The 14,591-nt window shown below is 68.0% G+C and carries 14 protein-coding genes and 1 pseudogene; 10 read left to right on the forward strand and 5 right to left on the reverse strand.

The window, feature by feature from the left end:
• The 5 genes and pseudogenes from F3J15_RS00005 to F3J15_RS00025 all read left to right on the forward strand — a co-directional run.
• Positions 1 to 199, forward strand: a pseudogene (locus tag F3J15_RS00005) (LysR family transcriptional regulator); the annotation flags it as partial.
• Positions 200 to 240: 41 nt separating this feature from the next.
• The gene (locus F3J15_RS00010; RefSeq protein WP_069251069.1) at positions 241 to 1,164 is read left to right on the forward strand and encodes a DMT family transporter; all 924 of its coding nucleotides are present in this window, start codon (positions 241 to 243) and stop codon (positions 1,162 to 1,164) included.
• A 67-nt stretch (positions 1,165 to 1,231) separates the two neighbouring features.
• Positions 1,232 to 2,011 (forward strand): HAMP domain-containing sensor histidine kinase, encoded by a 780-nt coding sequence (locus tag F3J15_RS00015; RefSeq protein WP_166886203.1) that lies wholly within the window; start codon positions 1,232 to 1,234, stop codon positions 2,009 to 2,011.
• Positions 2,012 to 2,087: 76 nt separating this feature from the next.
• The gene (locus tag F3J15_RS00020; protein WP_069251067.1) at positions 2,088 to 3,431 is read left to right on the forward strand and encodes a hemolysin family protein; all 1,344 of its coding nucleotides are present in this window, start codon (positions 2,088 to 2,090) and stop codon (positions 3,429 to 3,431) included.
• Between the two features lie 22 nt (positions 3,432 to 3,453).
• Positions 3,454 to 4,038: a thiamine phosphate synthase gene (locus F3J15_RS00025; protein WP_166886206.1), complete on the forward strand. Its 585-nt coding sequence runs from the start codon at positions 3,454 to 3,456 to the stop codon at positions 4,036 to 4,038.
• Between the two features lie 70 nt (positions 4,039 to 4,108).
• Here F3J15_RS00025 and F3J15_RS00030 read toward each other — a convergent pair whose 3' ends face one another.
• Positions 4,109 to 5,761 (reverse strand): DUF3459 domain-containing protein, encoded by a 1,653-nt coding sequence (locus tag F3J15_RS00030; protein WP_166886673.1) that lies wholly within the window; start codon positions 5,759 to 5,761, stop codon positions 4,109 to 4,111.
• Between the two features lie 309 nt (positions 5,762 to 6,070).
• Between F3J15_RS00030 and F3J15_RS00035 the strand changes: the two genes are divergently transcribed.
• Together F3J15_RS00035 and F3J15_RS00040 are read left to right on the forward strand one after the other, a co-directional pair.
• Positions 6,071 to 6,778 carry a class I SAM-dependent methyltransferase gene (locus F3J15_RS00035; protein WP_166886209.1) on the forward strand — a complete coding sequence of 236 codons (708 nt, stop codon included), beginning with the start codon at positions 6,071 to 6,073 and terminating at the stop codon, positions 6,776 to 6,778.
• 223 nt (positions 6,779 to 7,001) lie between these two features.
• Positions 7,002 to 7,670, forward strand: a complete 669-nt coding sequence (locus F3J15_RS00040; RefSeq protein WP_166886213.1) for a glutathione S-transferase — start codon at positions 7,002 to 7,004, stop codon at positions 7,668 to 7,670.
• 24 nt (positions 7,671 to 7,694) lie between these two features.
• Here F3J15_RS00040 and F3J15_RS00045 read toward each other — a convergent pair whose 3' ends face one another.
• Positions 7,695 to 8,348: a DUF1345 domain-containing protein gene (locus F3J15_RS00045; protein ID WP_069251063.1), complete on the reverse strand. Its 654-nt coding sequence runs from the start codon at positions 8,346 to 8,348 to the stop codon at positions 7,695 to 7,697.
• A 139-nt stretch (positions 8,349 to 8,487) separates the two neighbouring features.
• On the opposite strand from F3J15_RS00045, the gene F3J15_RS00050 reads away from it, so the two are divergent.
• Positions 8,488 to 9,219: a metallophosphoesterase gene (locus F3J15_RS00050; RefSeq protein ID WP_166886216.1), complete on the forward strand. Its 732-nt coding sequence runs from the start codon at positions 8,488 to 8,490 to the stop codon at positions 9,217 to 9,219.
• Between the two features lie 33 nt (positions 9,220 to 9,252).
• Here the strand turns inward: F3J15_RS00050 and F3J15_RS00055 are convergent, their stop codons facing one another.
• Both F3J15_RS00055 and F3J15_RS00060 read right to left on the reverse strand, forming a co-directional pair.
• Positions 9,253 to 9,948 carry an RES family NAD+ phosphorylase gene (locus F3J15_RS00055; protein WP_069251061.1) on the reverse strand — a complete coding sequence of 232 codons (696 nt, stop codon included), beginning with the start codon at positions 9,946 to 9,948 and terminating at the stop codon, positions 9,253 to 9,255.
• Between the two features lie 2 nt (positions 9,949 to 9,950).
• Positions 9,951 to 10,370 carry an MbcA/ParS/Xre antitoxin family protein gene (locus F3J15_RS00060; RefSeq protein WP_166886220.1) on the reverse strand — a complete coding sequence of 140 codons (420 nt, stop codon included), beginning with the start codon at positions 10,368 to 10,370 and terminating at the stop codon, positions 9,951 to 9,953.
• A gap of 234 nt (positions 10,371 to 10,604) precedes the next feature.
• Between F3J15_RS00060 and F3J15_RS00065 the strand changes: the two genes are divergently transcribed.
• Both F3J15_RS00065 and F3J15_RS00070 read left to right on the forward strand, forming a co-directional pair.
• Positions 10,605 to 11,387, forward strand: coding sequence for an ABC transporter substrate-binding protein (locus F3J15_RS00065; RefSeq protein ID WP_166886222.1), 783 nt, complete (start codon positions 10,605 to 10,607; stop codon positions 11,385 to 11,387).
• Positions 11,388 to 12,501: 1,114 nt separating this feature from the next.
• Positions 12,502 to 12,888 (forward strand): GtrA family protein, encoded by a 387-nt coding sequence (locus F3J15_RS00070; RefSeq protein WP_166886224.1) that lies wholly within the window; start codon positions 12,502 to 12,504, stop codon positions 12,886 to 12,888.
• Positions 12,889 to 12,916: 28 nt separating this feature from the next.
• Here F3J15_RS00070 and F3J15_RS00075 read toward each other — a convergent pair whose 3' ends face one another.
• Positions 12,917 to 14,380 carry a sigma-54 dependent transcriptional regulator gene (locus tag F3J15_RS00075; protein ID WP_166886228.1) on the reverse strand — a complete coding sequence of 488 codons (1,464 nt, stop codon included), beginning with the start codon at positions 14,378 to 14,380 and terminating at the stop codon, positions 12,917 to 12,919.
• Positions 14,381 to 14,591: the final 211 nt, after the last annotated feature.

Raw genomic sequence — 14,591 nt, forward strand, 5'->3', positions numbered from 1 at the left:
CACGGCCGCCGCCGCCGCGGGGCTCGCCGTCTGTCCGCTGGCGCGGCGGGTCGCGCCGCGCACGCTGGTCGACGTCGGCGCGAAATTCGGGCTGCCGCCGCTGCCGCTGTCGCAGGTCGTGCTGTATTCGCGCGTACGCGACGCACGTGCCGGCGCCGCGTTGCGCAGGTTTGCCGACAGCCTTGCAATCTCGGCGTAAACTTACGGGTTTCGCCGCCCGCAATCTCCAGAAGAATTCCGATGAAGCCCGAAGCCCGCAAGCACCTCCGTGCCAACCTGCTGATGCTCGCCGCCGCCGCGATCTGGGGTTCGGCTTTCGTCGCCCAGCGACTGAGCCTCGACGTGATCGGGCCGTTCCTGTTCACGGGGCTCCGTTTCCTGCTCGGCGCGCTGGTGCTGGTGCCGCTGCTGATGCTGAACACGGCGTCGCGCACGCAACTCGCGGCGATCCGCCGTGAGCCGACGCTGCTGTTGCCGGGCCTCGCGCTCGGCGGGCTGCTGGCGGTATCGATTTCGCTGCAGCAGATCGGCCTGCAGTACACGCGCATCGCCAACGCGGGCTTCATCAGCTCGCTGTACGTCGTGATCGTGCCGCTGATGGGCGTGTTCGCCCGTCACCGGATCGGCCCGGGCACGTGGTTCGGCGCGCTGCTCGCGGCAATCGGCCTGTATTTCCTCAGCATCAACGAGCAATTCTCGGTGCTGTACGGCGACTGGTTCCAGCTCGCCGGCGCCGTGATCATCGCCGCGCACGTGATGGCCGTCGGCCATTTCGCGAAGCGCCACAATCCGCTCGTGCTCGCGTTCATGCAGTTCGTCGTGTGCGGCGTGGCGTGCCTCGCGGTCGGCCTCGTCATCGAGCCGGTCAGCGGCGCGATGCTGCGCAACGCGCTGCCGACGCTGCTGTACGGCGGCCTGCTGTCGGTCGGAGTCGGCTATACGATGCAGGTCGTCGCGCAACGCGACGCGGCGCCCGCGCACGCGGCCGTGATCTTCAGCATGGAAGGCGTGTTCGCGGCGATCGCCGGCTGGGCCGCGCTCGGCGAAACGCTGACGCTGCGCGCGCTCGTCGGCTGCGCGCTGATGCTGGCCGGCCTGCTCGCGTGCCAGCTGCTGCCGAACGGCGACGCCCGGAAAAAGGACGAAGACGCGCTCCCGGCGTGACAAGCACCGTCCCTATAATGGCGGTTCGCGTGACTTTCACGCCAACCGCTTCCGACAGGCCAGCTCCGTGACGTCCACTCCCGTCGATCCCGCCGCCGACGTGCTGCGCGAACGCGCAGCGCATTACGCCACCCAGGCGGCGCTGTTCCTGCGCGACCAGGCGCTCTCCACCGCGTCGCACGACCTGCGCAGCCCGCTGAACGCCATGCATAGCTGGGCGTACGTGCTCGAACGCCAGCTCGCCAACGCCGATCCGAACCTGCAGCGCGCGCTCGCGGGCATCCGCACGGGCATCGACCAGCAGGTCGCGCTGATCGACGACGTGCTCGACGCGCCGCGCGCCGAAACGCGCACGCTCGCCCTCAAGCCGCGGCCGTTCGCGCTGCGCGCGCTGTTCGACGAAACGATCGCGCTCGCGCGTTTCGCGCTCGCCGACGCACGGCAGGTCACGCTCGACGCGACGCCGCCGGACGGCGACCCGTCGTTGACCATCGACCGCGAACGCATCGCGCAGGCGCTCTGGACGATGCTGACGGCCGCGGTCGAAGCCAGCGCCGCCGGCAGCCGCGTGACGTTTGCGTGCGCTCGCGACGGCATGCAGTTCACCGCGCGCGCCACGTGTACCGTCAACGCGGACGCGCTCGCCGATCCCGCGCAACCGCATGCATTCGAATCGTTCGCACGACGCGAGATGCTGCGCGAGCGCGACGCCAAGCGGGTCGCCTGGACGCTCGCGCTATGCCAGCGCGTCGCGCTCGCACACGGCGGCACGTTCTCGCACGACGCGTTCGCCGATGGCGCCACGGCCACCATCACGCTCTCCGTTCCCGGTGAGGTGCCGGTGTAAGCAATCGGCCGCCCGACACATTACAGATTCCTTTCTGGCTCTATACTGATGGGCCTGTCATAACCGGAGTGTTTCTTTGTTACAGATCTTCGCGCTCATCGGCGCGTTGTTCCTGGTGGCCCTGAACGGGTTCTTCGTTGCGGCCGAATTCGGCCTCGTCAAACTGCGCGCCACGCGCGTCAAGACACTCGCCCGCAAGCACGGCCTGCGCGGCCGCATCCTCGGCATCGTGCACGGCCGACTCGACGCGTATCTTTCCGCGTGCCAGCTCGGCATCACGCTTGCGTCGCTCGGCCTCGGCTGGGTCGGCGAACCGGCCTTCGCGCAACTGCTCGGCCCGCTGCTCGACCTGATCGGCGTGGAATCCGAACGCGTCGTGCACCTGATCTCGCTGGTGTTCGCGTTCTCGCTGATCTCGTTCCTGCACATCGTCGTCGGCGAGCTGGCGCCGAAATCGATGGCGATCCGCCAGTCGGAGAAGGTCGGCCTGTGGGTCGCGCTGCCGCTCTATGCGTTCTACTGGGCGATGTATCCGGCGATCTGGGTGCTCAACAACAGCGCCAACGCGGTACTGCGGCTCGCGGGGCTCTCCGCCGACCACGGCGGCGACGCCCACTACTCGACCGACGAGCTGAAGCTGATCCTGCGCAGCCGCCGCAGCACGGCCGGCAATCCGGCCCAGCCGGCGCGCGGCACGTACAGCAACGACGAGTGGAACACGCTCGCGCATTCGCTCGATTTTTCGTCGATGACCGTGTCGGACCTGATGCGGCCGGCCCACGAAATGATCGGCCTGCGCCGCGACCTGCCGCTGCCGGACAACATGGAGATCGTCGCGCGGCACCGCTTCAGCCGCTATCCGCTGTTCGAGGATGCGTCGCGCGAACAGGTGAGCGGGCTGATTCACCTGAAGGACCTGCTGCTCGCGCGTCACGCGGGCGCGGCGCTGGAAGATCTGTCGGACTACGTCCGCCCCGTGCAGTACGTGAGGCCCGACACGCCGGCGCTCGACCTGTTCCGCCGCTTCCGCAAGGGTGCGCCGCACTTCGCGCTGGTCGGCAACAAGGGCGAGAAACCGATCGGCTTCCTGACGCTCGACAACCTGCTCGGCGCGCTGGTCGGCCAGATCCACGACGAGTTCCGCCAGGGCGACGCCGACTGGAGCCGCCTCGACGACGGCACGCTGATGGGCAAGGGCAGCCTGCCCGTCGTGTCGCTCGAACAGGCGCTCGGCATCGACATCGACGAAGGCCGCGCGGAATCGGTCGGCGGCCTCGTGATCCAGGCGCTCAGCGACCTGCCGACCGAAGGGCAGCGCGTGTCGTTCGACCGCTTCGACGTCGTCGTGAAGAAGATGAACGGGCCGCGCATCGTGCTCGTGCGCGTCTATCCGAAGATCTCGAAAGAGGCCGACGAATGACGGCCGCGCTTCGTCGCACCCGATGAACGCCACGCTGCCGCGCTGCTGCGTGATCACGCCGGAGCCGGCGTCCGCGTCGGCGGCCGATTGCGCGGCGTTCCTCGACCGGCTGTCGGCCGTGCTCGCGCGCGGCGAGACGCTCGTGCAACTGCGTGTGAAATCGCTCGACGCAACCGCGTTCGCGCGACTCGCCGCCGAAGCGCTCGCACGCTGCGACGCGGCCGGCGCGCACCTGATGCTGAACGGGCCGATCGATGCAGCTGGCGTGATGCGGCTCGACGGCGCCGGCTGGCATCTCGACGGCCCTGCCTTGCGCGCCGCCACGCAGCGGCCGTTGCCGGCCGGACGCTGGGTGTCCGCCGCCTGTCACACGCGCGACGACCTGCTGCTGGCCGCGCGCGCCGGCGCGGATTTCGTCACGCTGTCGCCCGTGTTGCCGACGCTCAGCCATCCCGGTGCGCCGACGCTCGGCTGGGCACAGTTCGGCGCGCTGGCCGCCGAGGCCGCCATGCCCGTCTTCGCGCTCGGCGGCATGACACGTACCCACATCGACGATGCACGCCGCCACGGCGCCTACGGCATCGCGGGCATTCGCGGGTTCTGGTAGTTCGGAGCTTGCTGCGGTGCAGCCGGGCGCAGATGCGCCCGGCCTCTCAAACGCATACCCGCTCACGTCGTCATGCGTTCAGGTTCGGACGCACTCCGCGCCAGGCACCGTCATCGATGCGACGCGCATCGTGCGTGAGCGCATACCGGTTGACGTCACCCGTCAGCCACGCGACGAGCGCATACGGCGGTAACACCCCTTCATCGACCCGGTCGCGCGCACGCGCCGGCGTCTCGAACACGACTCGCCCTCTCGGCGCATCGAACGGCACCGCGTCGGGCGACAGGTTCAACGCGATCGTCAGCGTCTCGTCGTCGGCGAGCCACCATGATGCGAGCAGCGCGTCGGCATCGCCGTCGCCGTCCGACTTCAGCGCACGCGCCTCCTGCGGCCGGCAATCGGACAATCGCGGCGAGATCAGCTTCGCGCGCACCGCGAGCGCCGACTGCACGAAATGCGCGCGATCGATATCGCGCGCGGTTTCGTCGAAGATCAACGGGATCTGCGGCGTGAGCAGCGACAGCGCAAGCGCGGCCAGACCGGCCTCCTGCCCGTGGTCACCCTGCCTGCTGTCGCGCCACGCGCCATCGGACAGCACCAGCGACGTCAACGACAGCCCGCCGTCGGCAGCCATGCCGTCTCCCGACCCGGCCGGCTGGAATGCGGCCCCGGCCGCGGTCAGCGCGCGGGCGAGCGTATGGATCGACTGGTGCGTGGAAATGCCTTCGTGGCCCGACGTATCGCGCCCCGTCAGCCGGTGCAGCGCGCGTTCGCCGCACCCGTTCCACTGCGCATCGAAATGGGTATCGGCAAGATGCGCCGGATGCCGCTCGCTGCCGAGGACGAGATGGATCAGCCGGTCGGCCGGCACGGCCGCGCGCACGCGATCGGCGATCTCGCGCAGCCACGACACGCCGATCCGGTCGGCTTCGCGCAGGCGCAGCCCGTCGCAACGGTACTCGTCGATCCAGTACAACGCGTTGTCGCAGAAGAAATCGCAGACTTCCGGATGATCGAGCGCGAGCGGCGACGCCTGCAGCGGATCGTCGCGCGTATGGAAGAACGGTGCCGCGTAGTGACGCAGCGCCTCGGTGCCGCTGCCGAAGCGCGCGTAGTCGAGTTCCAGCAGCACCGCGAGACCGTAGCCATGCGCGGCATCGATCAGCGCCTTCAGCGCGTCGGGGCCGCCTTCGGCCGCGAGCGGCGCGAACGGCAGGCTGTCGTGCGGCGATGCGAGCAGCTCCAGCGCGGTCACGCCGAGTCGCGCGAGTTGCGGCAGGCGCCGGCGCACGGCGTCGAAGCCGCCTACCGCGTGCGGGCGGATCGCATAGAGCGCGATGTCTTCCCACGCGCGCCCGCGCCAGAACGTGTTGCGCCACGTGAACGCGCGCGGATCGATGACCTCGCTCGGACCGTTGAGCCCTTCGGGTTGCGAACGCGACGCAGGATCGGGAATCGATACCGCATCGTCGAGGCGATAGCGGTAACGCGCACCCGCGCCGCAATCGGTAAAGACTTCGAACCAGTTCGTGCCGGCGGCGGCCATCGGCACGAGCGACGGGCCAAAGCCGGTATCGAGTTCGAGTTGGACCTGCGTGCTGCCCGGCGCCCACACGCGAAAATGCGTGCGCGGCGTCGCGCAGAGCGCGCCACAGGGCTGGGCGCCGAACGGCAAGCAGTGAATGTGGTGCTGCGCATACGGATCGTGCGGACAATCGGACATCATGCGCTCCTCGTGCGTACCGAGCGGCATGGCCGCGCCAGCGGGGCGCGGCACATCGGGGCCCGGCATGCGACGGCCAGGCGGGGGGAGAGAAACGAGTATGCGCCGGATTCGCTACCGCGATACATCGTTCCCGGACATTATTAAATACGAATCGACCCCAGGAAAACCCGCATTCCGGCAGGCGCCGGCGAGTCGGGTAGCAGCCATACCGGAATGGCTGCTCGCCTTGTTGCACCGGCCGCGCACGCTTACGCTCTGCGCCATGCTCGCGGACACGTCGTCCGCGCCCGACCCGAGGAACCCGCCATGTCGCTTCCCGCCAGCGCCGCCAAATTCGATCCGGCACGCGCCCACGAATACGCCGAGCAATCCCGCATCGCGCTCGCCGGCTACGATGCCTGCCACGAACTCACCGCGTGCATGCTCGGGTCGGCGATCGCTGCGCGCGAGGCGCGGATCCTCGTCGCGGGCGCGGGCGGCACCGGGCAGGAAATCTGCGTGGCGGCCGCGCTCGAGCCGGGCTGGCGGTTCACGGCTGTCGACCCGTCCGAACCGATGCTCGCGCTCGCGCGCTCGAACGTCGAGGCCGCGGGTTTCGCCGCACGCACGGCATTCGTCGGAGACGGTGTCGATGCGTTGCCCGACACGCCCGCGTTCGACGGCGCGACGTTGATCGGCGTACTGCACCACGTCCCCGGCGACGAAGCGAAGGCGGCGTTGCTGCATGCGATCGCGCGGCGCCTGAAACCCGGCGCGCCGCTCGTGCTCGCCGGCAATCATCGCCGCTACGCGGACCATCCTCGCCTGCTCGACGCATGGCAGCAGCGCTGGCGCATGAAAGGCGCGACACCCGACGCGGTGCGCGCGCAACTCGCGAAGATCCTGCAGGGCGCCGATCCGCCCGCGTCCGAGGAAGCCGTGTTCGGCCTGCTGCGCGATGCCGGCTGCGATGCGCCGCTGCGCTTTTTCGCGAGCCTGTTCTGGGGTGCGTGGATCGCGGTGCGGCGCGCGTGATGGAGCGGCGCGGACGGCCAGACGCGGTCGGCTAGACGCGGTCGGCCAGACGCGGTCGGCCAGACGCGGTCGGCCAGACGCGGTCGGCCAGACGCGGTCGGCCAGACGCGGTCGGCCAGACGCGGTCGGCCAGACGCGGCTCCTCACGGCGCGCAACGCGTTTCGCGTACGCGCCCTACGCGCTGGGTATGATGTCGTTCCCGCCCCCACTTCCGGCGTCGACATGCTCACCGTCCATCACCTGAACAACTCGCGCTCGCAGCGCGTGCTCTGGCTGCTCGAAGAACTGGATGTGCCGTACGAGATCGTGCGCTACGCGCGTGATCCGAAGACGATGCTCGCGCCGCCCGCGTTGCGCGCGATCCATCCGCTCGGCAAGTCGCCGGTGGTCACCGACGACGGCCGCACGTACGCCGAATCGGGCGCGATCATCGAATACCTGGTCGAACGCTACGGCAACGGACGCCTGGCGCCGTCGCCCGGCACGCCGGAGCGGCACGACTATACGTACTGGCTGCACTACGCGGAAGGGTCGGCGATGCCGCCGCTGCTGCTCAAGCTCGTCGCGCTGCGAATTGCACACGCGCCGATGCCGTTCTTCGCCCGGCCGATCGCGCGCAAGATCGCCGACACGCTGCAGTCGAGCTTCGTCGATCCGCAGATCGCCCTGCATCTCGGCTATGTCGACGACACGTTGAGCCGCACTGGCTGGTTCGTCGGCGACGGTTTCAGCGCAGCCGACATCCAGATGAGCTTTCCGCTCGAAGCCGCGACCGCGCGCGGGGGCGGCAGCCGCTATCCCGCGATCGCGCGCTTTCTCGACGCGATCCACGCACGGCCCGCGTACCAGCGGGCGCTGGAGCGCGGCGGCCCGTACGACCTGCTCAAGTAACGCTGCGAATGACCGTGGCCCGCGTCAGCTCAGCAGGCCCGCCGCGACGTTGATCGATAGCCCGAGCACGGCCATGTTGAAGTAGAACGACAGGATCGACTGCGCGAGCACCGAGCGTCGCGCGGAGCGGTTCGCCAGCGACACGTCGGCCGTCTGCGACGCGACCGCGATCGTGAACGCGAAATACAGGAAATCCCAGTAATCTGGCTCGGGGTTCTGGTCCGGGAAGCGCAGCGCTCGATCCTTGGTCGGCGAGCCGTAATAGAGCCGCGCATAGTGCAGCGTGAAGATCGTCGGGATCAGGAACCACGCGCCGAACAGCGTCGCGCCCGTGATCGCGTAGTGGCTGAGCCCCGCGCTGAAGCCGACGCTCTTCGCAGTCGCGAGTTCGATCGCGATCGCGGCAACGCTCGCGACGGTCGCAAGGCACACGACGGTCAGTACGGTCGTCGCGTTTTCATCCTCGCGAATCGCGATTTCGCGCACCTGATGATGATGCGCGGTGATCATGCGCACCCACATCAGCACGAGATACAGCCAGATCGCGCAGTCCCAGCCGATCAGCGCACGCACGGTCGGACGCAGCGAAAACGGCAGCAGCAACGCGCACAGCAAGCCGGCGACGAACGCCGCGACCATGCGCGGCCGGTTGCGTAATACCTGCGGATAAAGCGTCATCATGTGATTCCGAAAGCAAATGGAAAGAATTCGGCCGGCGCGCGGGACAGACCGCCGCGCCGTACCGGCGGGTATTGCCCCGATTATCGTCATTCCATCGTGACGTGGCGATGGGGGCGCGAGCGCCTAAGATATTGGGATGACTGCCACCGCCCCCCTCTGCCGCCATCCGGCGAACACGGTCGGCCGCGACTTCGTCGTCGGCGACCTGCACGGCTGCGTGGATGTGCTGCGCGCGCTGCTGCACGACATCCGCTTCGATCCGGCCCGCGACCGGCTGTTCTCGGTGGGCGACCTCGTCGACCGCGGCCCGGCCTCCGAAGCCACGCTCGACCTGCTCGACCGCCCGTGGTGCCACGTCGTGCGCGGCAATCACGAGGAAGTGCTGAGCCTCGTGGCGCGCGGCAAGCTGTCGCCCGACGCGTGGCGTGGGATCGGCGGCGACTGGGGTGCCGACCTGCCGCCGGAACGGCTGCACGCGCATGCGGCACGTGTCGACGCGCTGCCGCTGGTGCGCGTGATCGGCGACGGCCCCGAGCGCTTCAACGTGCTGCATGCGGAATTCTTCGGCTCGGACGCCGATCTCGACACGGGCAGCTATGCGCACGACGTGCGTGAGCGGCTGATCTGGGGCCGCGATCTCGTCCAGGGGCTCGCCGATCCCGCGCGACAGGCCGGGCTGTCGCTGACCTGCACCGGGCACACACCGGTGCGCGCGCCGCAGCGGATCGGCGCGCAGTGGTTCATCGACACGGGCGCATTCGCGCCGGCCGGGCGGCTCACGCTCGCCGAGCCGCGCACCGGGCGCACCTGGTCGATGACGCAGGCCGAAGCGCGCGAACGCCACGCAGGCGACTGGCCGCTGCCTTGAGGCGTTGACATGCCCTGCGCCCGCAAGCAGGCGCTAGCCGACCTGGTTCAGTTCGAACACCGCATCGACGGCCGAGCCGTTCCAGTTGTATTCGAGGTAGGCCGCGTGATGGCAGTCGCGCAGCAGCGCGGTGCGGAACGCCGCCAGGCACTCGCCGCGCGGGTCGCGCACCGACGGATAAACGATGCCCGCGCCACCCGCATTGCGCACCGCACGACCGAGCGCCTGCCCGGCGCTGTAATCGAGCGGGTGCAGCAGCGCCGGATCGCGTTTCGGCCACACGCGCAGGTCGGCCACTTCGCCCTGCGCGATCACCGTGTAGAGCCGCATCTGCTGGCGCATCGGCGGCTCCTTCGTCGCTTCCAGGAACAACGCGCTGTGATACCGCGTTTCAGCGATCGCCGTATCGCGCGAACGCGCGCAGTAGAACACGCCATAGCTGCCGTCGGAAAAGCGGCTGCCCTGCGGATTCAGGTGCGTGAACGCGGCCATGATCGGCCCCCAGCCCTGCCCGTAGCGGCGCTCGGCGGGCGGCACGAGATCGAGTGCGCCGACTTCGTTGCGGATGCGGTCGTTGGTCAGCGATTCGAGTGCGTAAAGCGCGTCGAAATCGTCCGCCGAGGCCACGCGGTCGAACAGGTTGATCGCCGGGAAACGGGTGGGGATCACGCGATAGGCTGGCGCCCACTCGACCGCGGTCGTGGGCCATTGTTGTGCTTGGATCGGCATGGTCACGCCCAGCCACCTCGCATCGCGTCGAGATATTGCCGGACGGCGACCAGATCGCCGACGTTGCCGGCGAGCATCCGGTCGAGTGCGCGCTTGCCGCCGAACGGCGCCGCGTCGTTGGGCCGCTTGACCCACGCATCGGCCGCGGCCGGCTGCGGCAGCAGAATCTGCAGCGCCTTGTAGATGCCGAGCAACAGCGATAGCCGCTCAAGCGTATCGCGCGGCAGCCGCGCCGATTCCGGCGTGGCCTTCCACTTGAAGAACGTCGAACGGCCGGGCGACCCGAGCAGCACGATCTGCTCGTCGATCGTCAGTTCCCAGTCGCGTGCGATGTTGAAAAACGCACGCAGGCCGGCCGCCGACATCTGCGCGACCGAGGCCTGCGGCGGGGGGGAATGCGATTCATAGGCGGGCCGTGACATGATCGTTAGTCTCGAAGCGAATTTACTAACAAGATTAGTCCATTTTCGTATTTTTGCAAGGGTCGAGACCCGCAGACCGATTCGCCCATCCGACAAAACGACATTTTTTGTCCATTCTGGACTCTTATTTTATTTTCTGCGTTAATGGCCGTGCGGACACCGCGCGCAGACGCGGTTCGTATCCGTGAAACCGTGTCGCACAGAACCCGGAAGCACCCCGCCAAGGAACGCACCATGAAGAGACTGATTGCCGCTGTTTCGATCGCCCTGCTGGCGGTATCCGCAGGCCCCGCCGTCGCGAAGGACTGGACCACGATCCGCTTCGGCACCGATGCCAGCTACGCGCCGTTCGAGTCGAAGGCGCCCGACGGCAAGCTCGTCGGCTTCGACATCGACCTCGGCAACGAGATCTGCGCGCGCCTGAAGGCGAAGTGCGTGTGGCTCGAGAACGATTTCGACGGGATGATTCCGGCGCTGAAGGCGAAGAAGTTCGACGCGGTGCTGTCGTCGATGTCGATCACGCCGCAACGCGCGCAGCAGATCGGCTTCACGACGAAGATCTACAACCAGCCGACGCGGCTCGTCGTGAAGAAGGGCTCGCCGCTGCTGCCGACGGCCGAATCGCTGAAGGGCAAATCGATCGGCGTCGAACAGGGCACGACGCAGGAAACGTATGCGAAGGCGTACTGGGGCAAGCAAGGCGCGAACGTCGTGTCGTACCAGAACCAGGACGGCGTGTACGCGGACCTGACCTCGGGCCGCCTCGACGCGGCACTGCAGGATGAAGTGCAGGCGGCCATCGGGTTCCTGAAATCGCCGAGCGGCGCGAACTACACGTTCGTCGGCCCGGAACTCGTCGACGAGAAGGTGCTCGGTATCGGCGCCGGCATCGGGCTGCGCAAGGAGGACACCGATCTGAAGGCGAAGATCGACGGCGCCATCCTCGATATGGTCAAGGACGGCACCTACAAGCGGCTCGCGTCCAAGTACTTCGACTTCGACATCTACGGCGGCTGAAACGGCGTCGCGCGCGTACGGGCGCCACACCCGTCGCGCGCGTCCGACCGCCCCTCCCCTCACCACCGGACGGCACCGGCGTCACGCCGTTTGCCGTCGCATCGAATGCTTCATCCGTCGCGCATATGGCACGACACTTCGCATTTCATTCGGATTGCAGATTGATCGTTCACGGGGACGATGCCTCGCGCGAACGGATATCGTACGGCTTCAGTCAGTAGGCGAAGACCGGGCGTCGAGGTACCGGCGCCCGTGTGCACATGCCCTTGCGAATCGGGTTCGCGTGCAGGAAAGTGCCGACCCGGCGCGGATGACCGGCAATCAGCCGGATCCGCCTCGCACCGGGCGCGCAGAGATGGCCTGTCGATGCATGCCGGCCGGCTGCGAGAACGACGTTCGACCGGCGATGCCCCGAATCACTGCGATCGCGGCCTGCCGGCCGCGGCGTATGGCGATCGATCATTTTTCTTCCCCGTATCAATCTGATGGTTGTTCCGGCAACCGGACGAGACCGGTGCTCCGACGATCAGGCGACGACACTCCGTGCTCGCCGGAACGCGGCTGTCGTGCCGCGCGCCGCCGCCGCATCCCCGCGGACTGTGTCCTGGCCGGTACTGACAGGGTTCGCTGCCGAACCGGGCGGACCGTGCATCGTCGACTTTCGCACGTCCACTCTCGCAAGGAGCGGGCCAGCGTCGCGCGAGCCCTTCCGGACAAGGGGTTGGCCGGGCAGCGTGGTGGCCGGAACGGGTGCGGAAGACGGGAAGTTACGAATCTGAAACACACGGCGCGCGGCATGCGCCGGCCGCGTCGCCGCCTTGCCTTGCCGGATAAGGCTGAACAATGCAGCGCGACATTCTTACCGACGGGTAGCCGGCCGTTCACCCCGATTTGCCGCGCAAATTTGCGTGGCCGCCGACGCGAAAATGTTTCATGCGCTTTACATGGCGCAGGCGGCGCGGAAGCCGCAGGTTGTCCCCGCATCCATCGGCCGGCGGCATCGCTATACTGCGAAACCGGTGCGCGTCATGTTTGCGTCGGCGCCCTTCGCCGGCGAGTGCCCCCCCCTCGACACCGCTCCACACGCCGCCACATCACCCGAACGACCGCACCGATGATCCGCACCCTCTATACCGCCGAACGCGCCAGGCTGATTCGCTTCGGGGTGTCGGGCGTCGGTTCGACCGCGCTGCATGCGTTGATCGCGGCGGCGATGTTCGCGCTGTTCGACGCGACGCCGGTGAGCGCGAACGCGGTCGCGTTCGCGTGCTCGACCGCGTTCTCGTATCTCGCCAATACGCTGTGGAGTTTTTCGTCGCCGGTGACGTGGGGCAACTTCGTGCGCTTTCTCGCCGTCGCGATGGCCGGCCTCGGCATGACGATGCCGCTGGCGCACGGCACCGAGACGCTCGGCCTCGCCCGCGCGTGGAGCATCGTCGCGGTCGTGCTGTGCGTGCCGCCGGTCACGTTCGTGCTGCACCGGCTCTGGACCTATCGCTGAACCGGCTCACGCGTCACGCGTGCGCCGCTCAGCCGACCCGCTGATGCCCCGCGTCGCCGGACGGCGTGCTGTCGTTCCCGCCGTTGTTGTCGTGATCGTTCAGCCCGTGCTCGATCATCATCCGGTAGAGCGTCACGCGTGAAATGCCGAGTTCGGCCGCGGCCTTGTTGATGCGGTGATCGTTGCGCAGCAGCGCATTCTCAATCGCGGTGCGCTCGGCGAGCGCCCGCGCCTGTTCGAGCGTCACGGGTTCGGTTTCGCCCGGCGTCTCGAGCCCGAGATCGTGCGGCGTCAGCAGCCGGCTCTCGGCCATCACGATCGCGCGCCGCACGCGGTTGATCAGCTCGCGCACGTTGCCCGGCCACTCGTAGCGGCGCATCGCATCGAGTGCGGCCGACGTGAAGCCACTGATCTTGCGGCCGCTGTCGGACTTGAATTTCTGCAGCACGTAGTGCGCGAGGATGTCGATATCCTTGCCGCGCGCGCGCAGCGGCGGCTCGTGGATGCGCAGCACGCACAGGCGGTGATAAAGGTCCGCGCGGAAGCGCCCGGCCTCGACCGCGCCGTCGAGATCGACGTGGGTAGCCGAGATGATCCGTACGTCGACCGGAATCGACTCCTGCCCGCCGAGCCGCTCGATCTTCCCTTCCTGCAGGAAACGCAGCAGGCTCGCCTGGCTTTCAACCGGCATGTCGCCGATTTCGTCGAGAAACAGCGTGCCGCCGTTCGCCGATTCGATCCGGCCCGCACGCCGCTGGTTCGCGCCAGTAAACGCGCCTCGCTCGTAGCCGAACAGTTCCGACTGCAGCAGGTGATGCGGAATCGCGCCGCAATTGATCGCGATGAACGGCCCCTTGCCGCGGCCGGAGCGCTCGTGAATCGCCAGCGCCGTCAGCTCCTTGCCGGTGCCCGACTCGCCCGAGATGAACACGCTCGCGTCGGTCTTCGCGACCTTGCGGATCGTGCTGAACAGCTGCTGCATCGCCTCGCAGTTGCCGATCATCCCGTGTTCGCCGATCGACGCCGCATAGGCCGCGCCATCGACGCGATCGAGCGCGGCCATCCCGCGCGCATGGCCGAGCACGTGCGAAATCCATTCGTAGGGCAACGGAAGGGTCACGTAATCGAAACAATAGCTGCGGATCAGTTCGCGCACCGCGGGGCTGATCGTGATGCCGGCCTGCGCGATGGAAATCCAGCCGATCGACGGCTGGCTCAGGCACGCCTTCAGCGCGGGATAGTCGCGCGACGTGAATCCGGTGAAATCGACCAGACCGGCGGCGACGCTCACGCCGGAGGTCATGTTCTGCGCGGCGCCGGCCGTCTTCGCGACGGAGACTTCCCAGCCGAGCCCGCGCAGTTGCGCAAGCAACGGCTCATCGGGCGAGCGCATGATCACGAACAGCTTGCGTCCGTCCTCGGGCGCGGTGACGGACACATGCGACATCTCGGGCACCGCATGCCCGTTTGCGTCAGGTGACCTAGCAACCATCGTTGTTCCCCGCTTGGCGTTGGTATCGCGCTGGCTCGCCGTCACGCGCGACGGACCTCGATCGAACCGACATATTGGCCGCATTTCCGTCCGAATAAAATCCCCCCGTGCAGGAATCGCGCGTGAGGTGGACATTGTCATGAACGGTATATCGATGCGGCCGACGCGCGGCTAGATGGGTGTTATCCCGGTGGCATACGCGGCGGGACCC

It is taken from the genome of Burkholderia sp. Ap-955 (genome assembly GCF_011753045.1).
GTDB lineage: Bacteria > Pseudomonadota > Gammaproteobacteria > Burkholderiales > Burkholderiaceae > Burkholderia > Burkholderia lata_D.